Annotated in this window: 17 protein-coding genes and 1 riboswitch; all 17 genes read left to right on the plus strand. The window is 42.0% G+C overall.

The window, feature by feature from the left end; translation table 11 throughout:
• Positions 1-10 precede the first annotated feature (10 nt).
• The 17 genes from L1N85_RS15210 to L1N85_RS15290 all read left to right on the plus strand — a co-directional run bounded on the left by L1N85_RS15210 (position 11) and on the right by L1N85_RS15290 (position 15,991).
• On the plus strand, positions 11-1,144 hold the full coding sequence (locus tag L1N85_RS15210; RefSeq protein WP_235239932.1) for a hypothetical protein: 1,134 nt from the start codon (positions 11-13) through the stop codon (positions 1,142-1,144).
• A gap of 22 nt (positions 1,145-1,166) precedes the next feature.
• Positions 1,167-2,465: a UDP-glucose dehydrogenase family protein gene (locus L1N85_RS15215; protein WP_235239933.1), complete on the plus strand. Its 1,299-nt coding sequence runs from the start codon at positions 1,167-1,169 to the stop codon at positions 2,463-2,465.
• Between the two features lie 185 nt (positions 2,466-2,650).
• The gene (locus tag L1N85_RS15220) at positions 2,651-4,156 is read left to right on the plus strand and encodes a L,D-transpeptidase (RefSeq protein ID WP_235239934.1); all 1,506 of its coding nucleotides are present in this window, start codon (positions 2,651-2,653) and stop codon (positions 4,154-4,156) included.
• Between the two features lie 233 nt (positions 4,157-4,389).
• Positions 4,390-4,884: a helix-turn-helix domain-containing protein gene (locus tag L1N85_RS15225; protein ID WP_235239935.1), complete on the plus strand. Its 495-nt coding sequence runs from the start codon at positions 4,390-4,392 to the stop codon at positions 4,882-4,884.
• Positions 4,874-5,101, plus strand: a complete 228-nt coding sequence (locus tag L1N85_RS15230) for a hypothetical protein (protein ID WP_235239936.1) — start codon at positions 4,874-4,876, stop codon at positions 5,099-5,101. The genes L1N85_RS15225 and L1N85_RS15230 overlap by 11 nt, the downstream gene beginning before the upstream one ends.
• Positions 5,059-5,391, plus strand: a complete 333-nt coding sequence (locus L1N85_RS15235) for a PIN domain-containing protein (RefSeq protein WP_235239937.1) — start codon at positions 5,059-5,061, stop codon at positions 5,389-5,391. Before L1N85_RS15230 ends, L1N85_RS15235 begins: the two co-directional genes overlap by 43 nt.
• 304 nt (positions 5,392-5,695) lie before the next feature.
• Positions 5,696-5,779: riboswitch (cyclic di-GMP riboswitch) on the plus strand.
• A gap of 555 nt (positions 5,780-6,334) precedes the next feature.
• Positions 6,335-6,883: a hypothetical protein gene (locus L1N85_RS15240; protein WP_235239938.1), complete on the plus strand. Its 549-nt coding sequence runs from the start codon at positions 6,335-6,337 to the stop codon at positions 6,881-6,883.
• Between the two features lie 34 nt (positions 6,884-6,917).
• The gene (locus L1N85_RS15245) at positions 6,918-7,487 is read left to right on the plus strand and encodes a hypothetical protein (protein WP_235239939.1); all 570 of its coding nucleotides are present in this window, start codon (positions 6,918-6,920) and stop codon (positions 7,485-7,487) included.
• Between the two features lie 37 nt (positions 7,488-7,524).
• Positions 7,525-8,184, plus strand: coding sequence for a signal peptidase I (locus L1N85_RS15250; RefSeq protein WP_235239940.1), 660 nt, complete (start codon positions 7,525-7,527; stop codon positions 8,182-8,184).
• Positions 8,185-8,761: 577 nt separating this feature from the next.
• Positions 8,762-10,054 carry an AAA family ATPase gene (locus L1N85_RS15255; RefSeq protein WP_235239941.1) on the plus strand — a complete coding sequence of 431 codons (1,293 nt, stop codon included), beginning with the start codon at positions 8,762-8,764 and terminating at the stop codon, positions 10,052-10,054.
• A gap of 243 nt (positions 10,055-10,297) precedes the next feature.
• Positions 10,298-11,296: a copper amine oxidase N-terminal domain-containing protein gene (locus L1N85_RS15260; protein ID WP_235239942.1), complete on the plus strand. Its 999-nt coding sequence runs from the start codon at positions 10,298-10,300 to the stop codon at positions 11,294-11,296.
• A 480-nt stretch (positions 11,297-11,776) separates the two neighbouring features.
• Positions 11,777-12,010 carry a helix-turn-helix domain-containing protein gene (locus L1N85_RS15265; RefSeq protein ID WP_235239943.1) on the plus strand — a complete coding sequence of 78 codons (234 nt, stop codon included), beginning with the start codon at positions 11,777-11,779 and terminating at the stop codon, positions 12,008-12,010.
• A 4-nt stretch (positions 12,011-12,014) separates the two neighbouring features.
• Positions 12,015-12,617, plus strand: coding sequence for a hypothetical protein (locus L1N85_RS15270; protein WP_235239944.1), 603 nt, complete (start codon positions 12,015-12,017; stop codon positions 12,615-12,617).
• Positions 12,618-12,703: 86 nt separating this feature from the next.
• The gene (locus L1N85_RS15275) at positions 12,704-14,140 is read left to right on the plus strand and encodes a FapA family protein (RefSeq protein ID WP_235239963.1); all 1,437 of its coding nucleotides are present in this window, start codon (positions 12,704-12,706) and stop codon (positions 14,138-14,140) included.
• Positions 14,141-14,322: 182 nt separating this feature from the next.
• On the plus strand, positions 14,323-14,679 hold the full coding sequence (locus L1N85_RS15280; RefSeq protein WP_235239945.1) for a helix-turn-helix domain-containing protein: 357 nt from the start codon (positions 14,323-14,325) through the stop codon (positions 14,677-14,679).
• Positions 14,676-15,425, plus strand: coding sequence for an ImmA/IrrE family metallo-endopeptidase (locus tag L1N85_RS15285; RefSeq protein WP_235239946.1), 750 nt, complete (start codon positions 14,676-14,678; stop codon positions 15,423-15,425). The genes L1N85_RS15280 and L1N85_RS15285 overlap by 4 nt, the downstream gene beginning before the upstream one ends.
• On the plus strand, positions 15,422-15,991 hold the full coding sequence (locus L1N85_RS15290) for a hypothetical protein (protein WP_235239947.1): 570 nt from the start codon (positions 15,422-15,424) through the stop codon (positions 15,989-15,991). Before L1N85_RS15285 ends, L1N85_RS15290 begins: the two co-directional genes overlap by 4 nt.
• Positions 15,992-16,011: the final 20 nt, after the last annotated feature.

Genomic DNA, 16,011 nt, shown 5'->3' on the forward strand with positions numbered 1-16,011 from the left:
AGGATTTTGAATGAAATGGACGCTTGGTGCAACGCTAAGCCTCCTTTTTGTTATTTTGGCTGGAGTTAATTGGAGAATTCAACATCCCACTTCTAAAAAAGGATTTGATCATATGCTTACAAGAGTAAAAAGAATGAGGCCATGGCTGAAATGGACACTTGGTACTGTGCTGGGTCTATTTATCCTAGGAATATGCGGGATTGGATATTTATTTTATCAAGTGAAGTCCATTTCCTTGGAAGATATCAAGGAGAGGCAATCGGCGAATGCGATTGTAGATGCGGAAGACTCTGATGAGACTGAGGTTCCTAAAGCTTTGGACGGTGCAGTAGGAAAGGCGAATGAATTTGCGAATAAACCAATTGAAACACAGGATGCTCTTGATGTCGCAGCTATACTTCTTAACTCGGGTCTTAGCTTTAAAGAAATTTATTGGCTGCAGGGCAGCGCTTCAGATGATTTGCCTACAGAAGAGAAACAGAGAATTCGAGATCTTCTCTTGGAGAAACTATCAGCAGAGGAGATTGAGGCACTACGGTCCATTACGACTCAATACGGCAAAGGTTTGCTTATTCTAGATCCAAACTATCCTATTGAGGCTGTAGGCGTTAAGGATGAGGCAGAACGCGCACGAATAATTGAACAAGCGAATGCCAAGCAACCGGAAACGAATAAGCCTGAAGTTGAATCTGAACAGACTACAGTTAAACCTGTTCCAATTGAGCCTGAGATTGAAAGTGAAACCGAGACTGCAACGAAACCAATTAGTGAAGAACAGCAAGCCGTTAAGGAAGGTATTCAAGCAGACTATAACTCTCAATTAAGTGCTCTCCAATCTAGTTGTGTTGCGAAGAGCAATGCATTGGCTTCTCAATTAGTTAGTGATGTTAAAGGAAAACAAGCGAACGGCGAGGAGATTTCCATAGACTTATTACAAAATACGTATTTGCCTAAAATTGCGGCATCGGAAGCACAATGCGACAACCAATTTTCTTTCACATTAGCGAACGCTAAACTAGAATACGAAACTGCTGGGTTAGATTCAGCGGAACTAAACGAGTGGCAATCTACGTATAATTCTGCCAAAGCCATAGCGAAATCAAATGCTTTATCGCAATTGAGCGCTGCATTGTCTGCAAAATAAGCAAAGTGGAGGATGACATAATATGAGAGTTTCTGTCGCAGGAACAGGTTATGTAGGACTCGTAACTGCAGTCACTTTGGCCGAGAAGGGCCATTTCGTGACTTGTGTTGATATCGATGAAGAAAAAATTGAATTAATGAGAAGAGGCATCTGTCCAATATATGAGCCTGGGTTGGAAGAGCTTATGATTAGAAATAAGGAGAAAATCTCTTATACTACTGACTATATGGCTGCATATAAGCGGGCAGAAGTTATAATTGTTGGTGTAGGAACACCTGAAAAGAAGGATGGATCCGCAAATCTAAAGTATATTTATGAGGTTGCGAGGCAAATAGCCCATACAGTGGAACGGGATTGTCTTGTAGTAATTAAGTCGACTGTACCTGTAGGGACAAATGATAAGATTGCACAAATGATTAAAGAGAATATAAAGAATCATGTAGTGGTTGACGTTGTTTCAAATCCTGAATTTTTATCCCAGGGTACGGCAGTTAAGGATACTCTCTATGCTAAGAGAATTGTAATCGGTGTGGAAACGGAGCGCGCAGGAAATGTTATGAGGGAAATGTATGATCGGTTTGATATTCCTTATGTAATGACAGATCGTAAAAGCGCTGAAATGATAAAATATGCATCGAATGATTTCCTTGCATTGAAAATATCATACATTAATGAAATTGCTAATTTGTGTGAAATTGTCGGTGCCGATATTGAAGATGTAGCTAAAGGAATGGGAATGGACCCGAGAATTGGTGATCGTTTCTTGAATGCCGGTATTGGATACGGTGGTTCATGTTTCCCCAAGGATACTAAGGCCTTGCATTGGCTGGCTAGTTTTAATGATTACGAGTTGAAGACAATCAAAGCGGCAATTGAGGTTAATGAGAACCAAAAAATTAAACTGGTGAAGAAAGCTAGAAAATACTTTGATCATTTTAATGGTTTAAATGTTGCAGTATTGGGGCTTACATTCAAGCCGGAAACTGACGATTTGAGAGACGCTCCTTCCATTGAAAATATTCCTTTGCTATTGGATGATGGAGCGAATGTTAGAGTTTGGGATCCCGCAGGGATGGAGAACTTTAAGAAGAGGCTTCCCAGCGACATCATATATTGTGAGTCTATTGAGGAAGCTATTACAAATGCAGATGTATGTTTTATTTTTACAGAATGGTCTGAGATAAAAAAATTTGATATTCATAAATACTCAGAGCTGATGAAATATCCGCTCGTTATTGATGGCAGAAATTGTTATGAGTTGAGTTCTGCAAAAGAAGCTGGAATTGTATATGATTCTATTGGTAGAAAAAGAGTATTTTGAGACCTGTGAGAGTCATTTTTTATTCGACATAGGAAAGGACTTATCAAGCTCAGCTTGATGCAGGGCGGAATATTGTCGGGAGCATGGGTTAACTGTAGAAGACTACGGAATCCCAATGCCTAATATTTATCATATTAAGACTCTCTCATTCATATCTTGTAGGGATATGGAAGGGGGAGTCTTATTTGGACAAGCAACCTCGGTTTGGAAACCACAATAAAAACAACTTAATAAAGCTGCATAAAAACCTCTATATTAACCCTAGTGATCCTCTGTATTACGAGAAGGTGCTGCGCTACCAGGATGCTCATTCGGCGGAAGCCCACTTTAGACTGGGGCAAAAGCACGAAAGCAATGGTTCGCTTTCCGGGGCGCTGGCCCATTACAAGGAAGCGTCCCGCGATTTATATTCTCCTTACTCCGTGAAGGCCAAAGAAGCTATTCGCCGAATCGAACGGGATAGGCAGCCGCAGCGGGATCAGCCGCTCACAGCGGGACATGCAGCCCCCGGATCCGTTCCTTCTTCAGCTTCAAAATGGAATAAGCGGCTGTTGATAGCCCTCCTGCTGGCGATCTTGGTGCTCTTCATGATCGGGCCGGGGATGAAGCCGGTCAAAACGATCGTGTCATCCCTCATGCCTCCGAAAGTCGGGCTGGACGTTTTATACGAAAGCATTGATGTTCCGTTCATCGTCTATATTCAGCGGGATGAGCCTAACGACAAGATAGAGAGGCTGCTTCATCGCAGAGCCTTGGATATGAGCAGGACGATGCCATCGCAAAACATTCAACTCTATGGGATTTTCACAACGAATCCGGAGAAATCGGGCCAGGCGATTCCGCTTGCAAACGACAAGCTGAAAGAGAGTGCCGCTGTCCTTGCGGAGTACAACGCTTCCGTCGACCCGAACGTGCGGATCCGCTTTCTTCATCCGGATTATCAACAAGCGCAGCAGCCAGGCTCATCCCCTCTCCTTTCCATAGGAACGAATCTCGTTCGGACAGCTTTGCAAACCTATATGGCGGATAACGGCAGGCCGCCGAACAGCCTTGATCAGCTTACGGGGGATTACCCGGACAATTATCTCAGTTTTATCCCGAACGAAGCGGGCACAGGAACCAATCGCGTACATGGCAGCTATAATGGAACAGGAGGCTGGGTATACAACAATGATACCGCGGACGTGGAGAAGATGTTCTTTCCTAACCGTTCGGGCGAGGCAGGCCGCATTCCATTCGAACCCCTGGCAATAGTGGTCTCCAAGCAGAATTACAAGCTGCAGCTCTTAAGCGGAAATCTAGTTATCCAGACGATGGAGGCAGGGCTTGGGAAGGATAACCGTACACCTGAGGGAACCTTCACGATCGATGAGCGGGTATGGGAACCGAAAGCGGAAAGGGCGAACGCATACGGAGCGGCTGGACTTGGCATGGGGAATATAGCCATCCACGGAACGTATGACGAGCCGTCGATCGGAGCCAATCAATCCATGGGGTGTATCCGTTTAACGAATCAACATGTACGCGAGCTCTTCCCCTTTGCCGCCAAAGGCACGGTGGTGAGTATTAAGGAAGAAGCGGCGGCAGCGGGGCAAATCGATGATCCCATCATCGATTTGCCTTCCTTAATTCCCGGCGATTCATTCAAATCCAATGAAAACTCAACCACCATTTTCAACTGGTTAGGCTGACGAAATTTTATCGACGTCTGTTAAGGGGGAATCGTTTTGTGTGATTTTCACTTTTTCGATACTTTTCTTTTTGGATCATATAACTTTTGGTAAACAGAATCTTCGTGGAACATAAAAAAGTAAAATTTATGTTGCGTATTTTGAAAAAAAGGTTTAAAATGTTTAACTGGGATAATGAATATAAATAGTATAATTGGTGAATGATATGGTATACTATAAGGGAGGTGAATATCATGCCAAAACTAAATGAACAGGATTTTGTGCTTGAATTTGAAGAGTATGCATTAGCGCCACAACTAGCAGAAGAAGAACGTAAATTGCTCGAAGATGCAAAACGAGTCATTTTGCGTCTCATCCATCAACAATCGAATTTCCCCGTTGCTAGCGTTGTTAAGGTAATTAAAATGCAACCCGAGGATTTAAAATCAGAAATCGAAGCCAAATACATCCCCGTTGAAGAAGTTGCAGAACTTTTCGGCATAAGCCAGCAAGGCGTATATAAATGGATCAACAAAGGTAAGGTTGATTTCGAAGAGGTTCACACGCCCGGCGGCTCGAAAAAATTGATTTTACGCGCACAGTTTAACGATCCGAAGTATCACAAGCAGATAGAATCCGTTCGCCGCACAAGGGAAGCACTTGCTAAAGTAAAGCCGCCAGAAAAAGAGGAAGATCTCTACCCCATTAGTAATAATCAATCGCAGATGGAGGAGCTAGATGTCAAATAAACAGCGTGTCATCTGCGATACAAATATTTATATTTACGCTTCTTGGGACTATAAGCCAGCAGTCGAGCTTATCAACGAACTTCGTTTCGACTATGATATTGAACTGCTGATGCCGAAATTGCTCGAAAAACTGGCGATATACGTGCACAATGGTTTGAAAAAGACGGCAAGAAGTTGCCTTCGCCAGATGCCATCATTGCCGCAACTGCAATTTTGAATGATGCCAAGCTTTATAGCAATAATGATGGGGATTTTTCTTACGCTGTAGATAATTTTGGGTTGCAATACGAGAACCCAATCAATCGAATGGTTCTAGATCGGTTCATGCAGGAAAATGGTTTAAAGTTCGATCAAAAAGATACAATGGAAACACTTGAGCGCGTAATCGAAGGTTTAAACGAAAGCGAACTTCGGGAGCTTGCTTATAAGTCGATAGGACTTCTGAACGACGAGGCGAAGAAAGATCAAATTAAATTTGCACGGAACCTAAAAAAGAAACGAATGTAGCAGTGAAATAACGGGTTCAGTTAATCTATAATTCCACGAATGTCTTCTCGCCGCGATACTTCGCTCTTATGATTAATACTTAGTTTTTGATTACATACATTTGACGTGCGAGTTTGCCTATATCATCTTGAAAGTGAGTCGTGGTGAAATGGCTGTGGAATATCGTAATGACCAATACATTCAAGATGAAAGTGTTCGATGGAAGGCAAGGATGTCCATTGTGAGGTGGAGCTGACGAAATTCGACAAAAAACCCTCGTATACAGATTTCGAGGTCCGTATTATAATAGGGCTTAAGTATCAACCGAATATGTGGAGGCGTTGAACCCGGATACGTATGTGGGCACTTGAATCCGGTGGAGCCAATAGTGCAACCGGCCATCTTTCTATAGAAAGATGGTTTTTCGCGTTCCTAATTTCCTAATATTGGCATTTATTGCGAAAGGAGCTATGTAGCGGGATGGGCAACCCCCAAAGAAGGAAGTATGCAATAACCTATACATACCCATTTTCGTCAAATTAAGAGTTATTATTATAAAAATCCCCTTACAACCTGTTGCACAATATGACAGAGTCTGCTCCATTTACCGTATATAATTAAGAAACAAATATCGATCGGGAGGTTATTAATCATATGCCCAATTATTATTTCAAAGAAATATGGTCCCCTCTTAAATTAATAGGCATTCGCTTCTTTCGTGATGATGAATCTCGGGTTTGGGTGAAGCTTTGGTCAAAGTCGCGACGTCCTCTCGGGAGCAGAAAAACAATCTAACGCAGTTACGGAGAAGCTTCCTTGACCCTGGCGGTTGGGGATTTTTTGATTAATCATTTCGTCATCAAATTAACTTTCCAGCATATATTGTAAAAGGAATTTTGCGTGAGGGAATGTCTATTCTATTCGTTCGGAAATAGATTGGGTTAATAAGAGAAGGGGCGAGAGAATGAAGAAAAGAAGATTTTTTTTGATTTTGGGTCTGTTGATAGCGGTTATCTCGACGGCCGTGAGTTTTGCAACGGAGTCAGGCACCACCACATTGGGTATTACAGCGAGCGCAAACTCTGCTTCCGTCACGCTTCCCAGCGGGACAGGCCAAGCTGCTGGAAAATATAATGGTGAAGCGCCAACATGGAGCCCGGTAGTAAATTCTACGGGTTCGATTACCGCCGGCGACTTATATATTGTGAACATGGTTTCAGCGGGGGTGAATAAGCGTTTAACTTTATATCTCAATAACCCGGATCAATTAAGCAAAGCTTATTCTTATCTTAATATGAAAGTGACCGTGTATAAAGCAAATATCGCTGCAGCTCCAACCGCTTGGACGCCAGTTGCCGGTGGTACCTCTTATTTGAGCTTAATTAATGGTTATATTTCCTTCGATCTAACAAATGGAGAAAAATACGCAGTCAGCGTAGATAGTGGAAGCTATTACAATATGAAAACCTCTGGTGTAGTTCTCGCACCGTCTTTCTTCGCGGAGCTTAGATAATCGAATATTTCATTAAACAAAAGGGGGCGGCTGAATGAAACGAGTAAGAGTAATCTTTCTCATTGCATTTGCCGCCCTTTTTATATTTACATCCGTCAGCTTTGCCTTTCAGGTTCTAAATCTGAATATCAATATCACCCCTGAAAGCTCGCTTCCCAGCGGACAAGCGGCTTTAATAACAGGCGCTTCAGATAACTTGACGCTCCAAGTGGGAAATTCGCAAAAAATTCAGGGTGTCGGGCTCTTTGAGATTGAACTTGGATCCGCCAGAATCAGCGATCAGGTGAAGGTAAACGTGATGTTGGTTTACCCGGAGAAGATCAGAGGGGCTCTAAACAACCCGAATGCCTTTATTGATGTAGCCGTATGGTATGAGGATCTTGATGGGACTCATTATTACAATGGGACCACGGTAGCAAGAGACCCGGGCGCTACGGCTCAAGCGCGTTTAAGTGAAATGTATGCTAGCGCAATTCTTCAGCCTACAAGGGCAGGGAAAACGAAAATGTATATTTTGGCAAGCATCACCGTACCCGGCGGTGCGCCTAGCGGCGCTCAAGACCAATTAGATCAACTCGAGTTTTTCTGTGATGTGCGTTTATAATCAGGTAAGGAAGAAATCGAAAGGGAAGCTGGAATAGATGAGGATACCGCGAAAACATCTGAGAAAAGGAGTAGCCCTTGGCCTATTCTTCTGTTTGATTCTGCTCGTATTCTACTTCCAATACACCACTCCGCCTTTCATCGGGATTCCGAGCCGAAGCATGGAGCCGGCCTTTCATATCGGAGATTTGGTTGTGGTGAAAAGTGTCCCTGCCTCCAGTATTGGAATAGGAGATATTATTGTCATTGACGTACCGGAATTGATCCGGGACAAGTATAATTATCCGTCTTCGATCGTCCATCGTGTTATCCAGGTAGATTCCAACGGCGAAAGCCTGCTGTTCCGCATCAAGGGGGATCATAACGCCAGCGAGGATCCGTTTACTGTGTTTGACGAGGATATTATGGGGAAGGTGTATGCCAAAGTTCCTTACCTCGGCTATGCTATTCTTTTTCTGCATAGTAAGCAAGGTTATCGTTTTATCTTAATCTCGGCCATCATATACGCTATTTATATCATGTGGGAAATCATTGAAAATAGAAAAAAGATAATGAAGCAGGATATTTCCGATATTATCTTCTCCAAAATTTTATCTCGCATCGATGCTTTGGAAAAAAATCAGCAAGAACAAAAACAGCTGCTGGAACAGCTAATTGCTGAACTAAAACGGGGGGATTCAACTAAGAAGGGTGGATAATAGGCCCAACAAATTAACTCACATACTCATTTACAGGGTGGTGAAACGGCTATGATATCTTCCGAGGTTGCAAAAGCTTTTCTCGAAGATGCTATTATTCATTCCATACACATAGATCAATCCGGTACAGATGATCTTCTGATCTTAGTCGTGAACGAGGATATCGATGATATCAGCTTATATTTATCGAGATTGAAAAGAAAGATCATGAGAAGGTACCCGGCCTATTATTTCGAAATTACTTACGTAGCTTTAGAGGAGCTAGGTGACTATATAATTCCGAGTGATACAAGGATAATGCACAAATAGGGGCAGTAGAGAAGTCGTTCGAGCTTCGCTACTGCTCCTTTTCTGTTGCCTTATTGATCGATATTTACGGCGAGCAGCTTCATAAATTGCGCTTACCAGAACAGACGGTGTAAAATAGAAAGGACATTGAAGTACTATGATAGGAGTAGGGTATAATCAATTCTGCTTTAGTGTATATTGTTGATAATGTAGGAATGGGGTGAGAATTGTGCTAATCCAGTTTAAAGTTGCAAATTTTTTATCGTACAATGAAGAAGTGACATTTAGTATGGTGGCAAGTGATGACACGAAATATAATGACCACAAAAGTGAAGTTGACGGACTAAGTGTGTTACGTTGTGCAGCTCTTTATGGGGCAAATGCTTCAGGAAAGTCTAATTTAATTAAAAGTATTGATTTTGCGAGAAGTTTAGTTGTGCAAGAACACTCAAAAAGATTATTTTATAAGCCATTTAAACTGAATGGTGCCCAGAAGGATGAACCTTCAAAGTTTCAATTTCTTTTCATTAAAAACAACACAACTTATGACTATGGATTTTCAATGAACTGGGACAGAATTATTGATGAATGGTTATATAGAATAGACGGATCCGACGAGGAGATACTCTTTACCAGGTCGACAGATAAAGATGGATTGACTACTGCGATCATTTCAGACAGCGTTGGAAACAATGATATTAAAGATAGGAAAAAAGCGGAACTAGTTTCTGAAACAATAGGTGTCAAACAAAAGAAACAATTACTTCTCCCCAAACTTGCTGAAAGTAATATCAAATTGTTTGAAACAGTGTATGATTGGTTTCAAGAAATCGTTATTATTTATCCGGATACAAAATTTGATATACATGAAATACGTTCACTCAGAGACAAGCAATTTCTTCAATTTTTGTCAAATGCGATGCATCAACTTGGTACAGGTATAAATAAAATTGTCTATGTTGAACAAGATTTTGATACAAATACAACTTTTGCGGATCTTCCTAATGAATTAAAAGATAAAATATATGATGTTATCAGCGACATAGAAGAGGATACCATCGCTGTATTTGAAATTAGTAACAAAAAACATCTTTTAAAGCGTGAAGGCAGTGACATTAAGGTAATTAAACTCATGACTAAGCATCAAATGGATAATGGAAAATTTAAAAATTTTGAAATGTCTGAGGAGTCAGATGGTACGCAACGTTTATTCGATATATTACCCATGATTTTTGATCTTTATAGTAATAATAGAGTGTATCTTATTGATGAAATGGATAGAAGTTTGCATACCATGTTAAGCATTAATATACTAAAACAATTTCTGAATGATTTTCCTTCTGATAACAAGAGCCAGCTTATTTTCACATCTCATGATACTAATTTGATGGATTTACTGAGGGATGATGAAATTTGGTTGGTACAAAAAAACAGTAAACATTCATCTGAGATCATTTCATTGTATGATTTTGAAACCGATGACAGACTCTCGCTCATAAAAGGATATCTAAATGGTCGTTTTGGTGGGGTGCCCAACATTAAAAATGGTATCTTTAACGATAAAAAGAGCAGGAGGGTATGAAGTGACCTCTAGATCCTCGGTGAACAAAGATCTTGTTTGAGAACGATGTTAATCGATGGCCGCAACGAACAGGCTCACATGTTTTTAGACTAATTGAGAGCATAAAGAACTCTTATTAATAAACCATCGTAACAACTCTTCAGACAGGTTGATTATAAAGATTTGATATGCCATAATTCCTAACGATAGAGTCATAGGCGTCCACAATTCTTTGAAATAATAATTAGAGAAAAGGACTTAACGATGAAAAACAGATGTCTAACCGTGATTATGCTCCTTATTAGTTTATTGCTCAGTATAGCTCCTCTGAGCGCTTCGGCCGCTGGATCGGCAGCGGTCACCGCCGCTATCCAGACAAAAACCCAGCCGATCAGCCTCGTCTTTGATGGACAGGAGCTAAAGCTGCCGGATAAGCAGTATTCTTTCATTTATCAGGGACGCACCTACGTCCCGATTCGCTATATCTCCTATGCCCTTCAGAAAATGGTCGCATGGGACGGCGAGAAGGCGACGATCTCAGAGCCGACGGAGAAGGAGCTTGCTTCGCTGAAGAAGCATTTGCAGAGCGCGGCGGCAGGCACGCAGAAGCCGCAGGCAAGCGTTACGATTAGCATGAAGTCGGTGAAGGCGAAGCTTGTGTTCGACGGGAAAGAGAAGGTTTTGCCTGCCGGACAAATCCTCTTCAACTACAACGGCTCGATCTATGTGCCGCTGCGGTTCTTGGCGGAGTCGGCAGGCACCGATATCGGCTGGGATCCGGCGACGAAGACGGTTAGCGGCGAATCGGCTGCTTTCCGGGCGGAGCAGGGAGCCGGTGAAGAGGAGGCTTCCCTAGAACCGGAGGAAGGTTCGGAGGGCAGTGAAGGTACCGGCACCGAGGCTGGAGCGGGTGCAGGCGCGGGTGGAGGTACCGGAGCTGGCGGCGGTGCTGCCGGTACGGTAAAGCTGACGTATGAGCAAATTACGGCCGATGCGGAAGCTAGGCTGGGGGCGCTGCGCAATAGCTGCGAAACAACGCTCTTCGGTATTCTTTTAGAGAATAGCGGGGCGGACAACGAATTGCTGAAATCAAAGTTATTGCAGGAAGTAGACAATTGCACTGCAAAATTTGAAGCTATTATGACCGATGTAACTGCACAGCTTGCGACGAACGGATACAGCACGGCGGTCATTGCCGACTACCGCGCAGCTTATCAAGCTCAGCTTGATGCAGGGCGGAATATTGTCGGGAGCATGGGATGAACACTCCCGCCACTTACCTACACTGACGCTTCGGAAGAAGTGGGGGTTTCGGGTGTATCAACCTGACTTATTTCAGGATGCTTAACACCAGTGGAGTTGACACGTTGACGGATTGGTTACCGTCCAACCCCACTATCCCATTGGCTATGCCTTTGAGAGTACGTATGAGCCTATTGTAAGATTCTTAAGAATCTCGGCTCTTTCGGAGGCTTGAACATTTTAGCAAAGATCTTTTTTGCGAATTCAGGAAGATCCGATTCACCTCACCACTTTGTAGAAGTGGGAGTCCTCTCGGCTAAATTTGATAGATAAATTATAAGGAAGACGTCTCCTGTATTACTGCAAGCGCAGTCATACGATTAATGGGGGCGTCTTTTCCTTTTTCCCCGTTTAACATACGGACATTATGTAAAAAGTGCTATACGCAGCACATATGTGGGGGATTTGCATATAGTTCCTGGTGCTAAGGGGGTGATGGATATGACATTCAATCAGAAAGTCATTCTAGATCGAATTAATCTTTATTTGGATAGTGAGGGACTTAGGAAAGAACGATTAGCCAAAAGACTCGGTAAATCCCCTTCGGCATTTTATGCAAACTTAAGTGGTAAGCACCTAAAAACAGCTTATCAATTTGCTGTCGAGTTGGCTGAAGTATTGGGTCTGCCGCCTACGTACTTTATCGAGGAGAATTTTCATTACGGATTTCGATGAGATCATGGATACCCTTGAAACCATACCGAAAGCCTGCCTGTATGATACAGCGGCTATATCAAAGCATGAGTTGGTTTTTTTTCGCAATGGTCTGCAACTGCACAGGGAGTTTGTCGGAACTCACCCCATTATTATAACCAATACGATACTTGACGAGCTAAGATTCTATGAAGATACTGAGGAACGATATGCCGGCTATTTGAAGCAGTTTGAAAAAATAATTTTGATCGATGAAACAACTTTTGTGAAATACTTCTACGAGATGTATTCTCCAAAGCAACGTTCTTTAACCAAGTACAAAGGATGTGCAATCCGTTCCTTTCGCACGATCCACCCATTAGCTGAAGCCATACATAATACTCACTCTGAACAAGCAGAGAATAGAATTATTGATTTATTCAACACTTATTTTTCTAGCGGTAAGAATAAAGGTGAATACTCTTTATTATGGTTATCAAATATGTTGCGGGATGTATTTCCGAGGCTCGCCATTACTTTTATAGGCATAGATCGTGATTTATTCCATATCGTGGATTATGAGATTCGTATTCTAAGCAATGATTCCATTCTGCAAGCTTTGTTAAGAAGATACAGAAATGTTCCGTGATCCTTCGTTTTTCCTAAGCTTTAGAGAGAAGGTTGTCCCCCTGCTGCGTACGTATATCAGTATCGGATGACCATTTGGAATCATATTTGACCATTAACCGCACACGGAGAAATGCCTGGGTATTAGCAGATAAGAGTCCCTCCTTGCGTGTAACGCTCACGGCGGAGGAGGATTCATCGATTATTCTGGAAACGTTGGATTTGCAGGATATTCTTGCGGAAGTTGAAAATAGGAACATTAAGATGAATCTTAATGTGGCGGCCATTCAGGCCGAAATCGTTCGACCTTCCTATCTGCCGAAGCTAATCGCCAAAGGCAAGGCTCCGGTGCAGGGAAAGGATGCCGAGCTGGATTTGTTCTTCTCGGGAAATATCGAGAGCATTTTTACAGAGGTCAGCGGTGTTATTGACTATAAAAATCATATGAATATTCCTTCCGTCAGGAGAGGAGATGTCATTGCCAAGAAAACGCCCCCTGTGGAAGGGCAAGCGGGATATGATGTATTTGGCAGAGTCTTGTTCTCCGATCCGGTAAAGGACATTCGTATAGCAGGGAAAAAACATGTCGAGATTACCCAGGATTTCCTTGTCATTGCGCGGAAAGAAGGCAGACCCCGCGTTACAGGCCATCAAATCAAGTACTTTGACATTAACACCGCCTATATTGTACCGAGTAATGTCGATTTGAAAACAGGCAATATCGTTTTTGCCGGCGATGTCATCGTCTATGGGGACGTCACGGACAATATGATTATTGAGTCTCTGGGGAACATCTATGTATCCGGCAGCGTGTTTAATGCAACCTTAACTGCGACGGGCAGTATTGCGGTCAAGGGAAATGTGATTGGAAGCAATCTGTATTCGGGTTATTTCGGCATGCTGTATAACAGGCTCTATAACAGCTCGAAGCAATTGATTGATATCTTCGAGAAGATGATGCAAAGCGCAAAAATGCTGCTTCATGAGATTGGCAAGAAAAACATGCAGGTTCGGTACGGACAAGTGCTGGTGCTGCTTATGGAAAGTAAATATCAGCAAGCCGGAGATGTGGTGAAGGAATTGTTAGGTGTCGTTGCAGGCATACAGTCTTACCACAAAGAAGAATTGATACAGCTCAAGCATTATTTGGAGTTATTCCTGCAGCCGGCAAAAATGATAGAGATGATGACAGGCCATAGAATGGAGGATTTCTTGCGCATCTTGAGGGAAGCCTTCATGTTCGTCGCATTAAGCCAAGAATCTCATGTTGAGATTCAAATCAATCAAGGCCAAAAATCCATATTCAAATCAAATGGCGATATCTTTATTCGGAAAGAGGGAGTTATCCAATGCGATCTCTATTCAGCGGGGAATATTATATTCATCTTGGACAACTCGGTATGCCGGGGCTCCAAGCTTGAAGCCGGTGATACCATCTCTGCTATGAATGTCGGCGGAGTTACTGGAGCAGGGACAAGCCTTAAGGCTGCCAAAAAGGTCATCGTGAAGAAAATGTTTGAAGGATCTTTGATCGGATCAGTATGAAGCAACTGGTTTAAGAAGGCGAGGAATAATATGAATCAAGATCCGTAGGAATCGACGAGTTCTGGATGACGGATGAGAAGGGAAATCGTGAATTGCCGACAATTGACTGCATTGATTTTTGTAACACATGTGTTACAATTTGAGTATGATAGACAAAGGGGAGTACGAAAGGAGAATGTTCTATGTCGACTACATTGTATAAAGATCTAGGTGCAAAGTTAAGAACAGCAAGGGAATCATGTGATTTAACCCAGAGTAAGGCAGCTCAATATCTTGGAATAGCGAGAGAGTTAATATCTTATTATGAAAATGGTACGAGACAAATTGACTTACTTACATTAAACAAGTTATCTAACCTATACGGTTTCCCAGTTGAGCATTTTTTATCAAACGAATCTCAAGATGATAGTACGGTTGCTCTTGCTTTTCGATCAAACGGATTAAGTGAAACTGATTTAGATGTATTGGCAAGGGCCAATGAATTTCTCCATAATCTAAACTGGTTAAATAAAGTGCTGAACGGAAGGTCTGAATCATGACGGTTGATAATTGGATTTCTGTTTGCCGCAAGCAAGCTGCTGAGGTAAGAAAGGATTTTGGAATAAGTTTGTTTAGTCCTATTGAAGTCATGAAGATTTATCATGAATCAAAAATAAATGTCATTATTGAACCAATCGAGAGTGACATTTCCGGTTTTTTTCTAAGGAAAGGCTCAAGTGAACTGGTGTTTATAAACTCTGCAAGGAGTAAAGGTCATCAAGTATTTACTGCGGCTCACGAATTTTATCATATTAAATTTGATCCAGACCTCCCTGGACGTGCTTGCTCCGTCGGAAAATTTGACAAACGTTCTCAATCTGAGTTCAAAGCAGACATGTTTGCTGCGTACTTGCTCGCTCCAGATGAGGCTATTCACCATCATATTCATCGTTTAGGCCAAGACGCAGGTAACTTGAATTATAATGATGTAATTGAATTGGAGCAGCATTTTGGAATTAGCCATCAGACGATGATGAATAGATTAAGACAAATGGAACTTTTAACCCCGGATCAAATTGATCGTTATAGGTCAGGGGTCATCGATCGAGCATTGAGAAGCGGATTTGACGTCAGTTTATACAAACCTACAAATGAAAGAAAAATAATATCGGAATATGCTGAAAAAGCCTTAAAAGCCCTGGAAAGAGAACTCATCTCGGAAGGGAAGTATGAGGAGCTATTGTTAGAGGGTGGGTTTGCTGACATCATATTTGGTGAAGAGAATGAGGAGGGTGACTTACTTTGAGATCAGTATCGAGTATTTCTCCCTTTCTGTTTGACACTGACTGCATCAGCTCATTTTTATGGGCTAATAAATTAGACATATTATATCAACTTTATGCCGGACAAATCTTTATTCCTAGTCAAGTGGAAGATGAACTTAATAGATTGAGTAGATTCTCACATCATAAATGGATCCCAGAATTATTAAGCGCTGAGATTGCAGTCAATAGAATACATAAGATTGATATAATCTTGGGAACAGATGAGGGTAATGAATTTATTCGGTTAACATCGGCTAACGGTCATAAACCATTAGGAAAAGGTGAAGCAGCTGTTATCTCTTGGGCGAGATTTCGAGGAGGCACGGTAGCAAGCAACAATTTAAGGGATGTTAAGCAATATTGTTCAGACAACGATTTAGGACTTATTTCAACTGATGATATTCTTTGTATAGCTCATAACCATGGGATAATTGACGATGCTGAGGCTAACTCCATATGGACACTTATGACCAGTAAAAACAGGAAATTGCCGCCCTATGGTTTTTCTGAAGCATACACTAGATTTATTAACGATCTCTCTAAATGAGAAAGCTGGAATTCGTTCAT

This window comes from Paenibacillus alkaliterrae (assembly GCF_021532375.1).
Taxonomy (GTDB): domain Bacteria; phylum Bacillota; class Bacilli; order Paenibacillales; family Paenibacillaceae; genus Pristimantibacillus; species Pristimantibacillus alkaliterrae.